A 1,223-nucleotide genomic window follows, 5' to 3' on the forward strand; every position below is an offset into this window, starting at 1 on the left:
GTGCGCGCGAAGTCCGGCAGGTAGAAGACAGCCACCCACCCCAAGGCGATGTAACACGGGGTGTACAGCCACCGGGGAGCCCCGATCCACAACACCCGGAACGCGACGCCCGCCAAGGCGCCCGCCCACACCAAGGACAGCAGCACCACCTGCTGATCCTCAGGCAACAGCAGCACCGCCAAAGGCGTGTACGTACCGGCGATGATCAGGAAGATGTTCGCGTGGTCCAACCGCCGCAGCACCGCCTCACCCCGCGGACCCCACGTACCGCGGTGATACACCCCACTCGTCCCGAACAACAGCAGCGCCGAGGCCGCGAACACCGAACACGCCGCCACCGCCGCAGCCGAACGCGACACGACCACCAGGACAATCCCGCCCGCCAACGCGAGCGGAGACATGCCGGCATGCAGCCAACCCCGCATCCGCGGCTTCAACACAGCCGCCGCACGCTCCACACCTCCCTCCACAGCTCCCGCCGCGCCGGAGTCCACGCCGCCTGCCCCATCGGAGGTGTCGCGGGTGTCGGGCGTGGCGGCGGTGCGATGCCGGGACTGCGGTCGGTGCGCCGGCGGTTGGCTGTCTTCGGCGATCATGTGCTCATTTCACGGGATCGGTGGGCGGAAGCGACATCGCAGTGTCGCGTACGGCATCAGACCAGGGTGCGGGTCAGATGACTACCAGGTTCTGGGACGCGGCGGTCTTCGGCGTTGATGCGCCCGGCTTCTTCGAGTTGGTCTTGGAGGATGACGATGCGGCAGGCGGCCTCGATCTTGGTGCGACGGTCGACAAGTTCCCGGCCCCGGGCGGCAATACGCAGCTGATGGCGGGACAGCGGCGGCGTACGCCCTGCTGACCGCAGCGGGGCAATCAGGCGGGCATCACCGATCGCACGGAGGGAGCCCTGGGTGGTGCTGAGCGTCTCGGCAGCCCGGCCGGTGGAGGACACGGGGTCAGCATCGTCGTCCAGACGACCGAACGTGCCCTCAGCTGTCATCTGCACCTCTCTCACGGAACGTCTTGTCGGGGAACGCGTGGAGGGGCCCTGGCGCCGTACGGCACCAGGGCCCCGAAGGAACTCCTACACCATCTGCCGGCCTTGGTCCTGCGCCGGCTCAACTGTTTCCGCGGGCCCGGCCGGAAGGCTGCCGGGGGTGCGGGGATCGCTGTTGCTTGACCGGAGACCACCTCACTATCGATGTCCTGCGGTACCCGGGCTCAAG

2 protein-coding genes are annotated in these 1,223 nt (G+C 68.4%); both read right to left on the reverse strand.

Translation table 11 applies throughout. From position 1 onward, the window contains the following. On the reverse strand, window positions 1-425 hold a 425-nt coding region (gene trhA / locus AB0C36_RS43135; protein ID WP_435839237.1), incomplete at its 3' end, for a PAQR family membrane homeostasis protein TrhA. Window positions 426-652: 227 nt separating this feature from the next. Then, window positions 653-997: a MerR family transcriptional regulator gene (locus AB0C36_RS43140; RefSeq protein WP_358365299.1), complete on the reverse strand. Its 345-nt coding sequence runs from the start codon at window positions 995-997 to the stop codon at window positions 653-655. Window positions 998-1,223 lie beyond the last annotated feature (226 nt).

The sequence above is a fragment of the Streptodolium elevatio genome, assembly GCF_040649515.1.
GTDB lineage: Bacteria > Actinomycetota > Actinomycetes > Streptomycetales > Streptomycetaceae > Yinghuangia > Yinghuangia elevatio.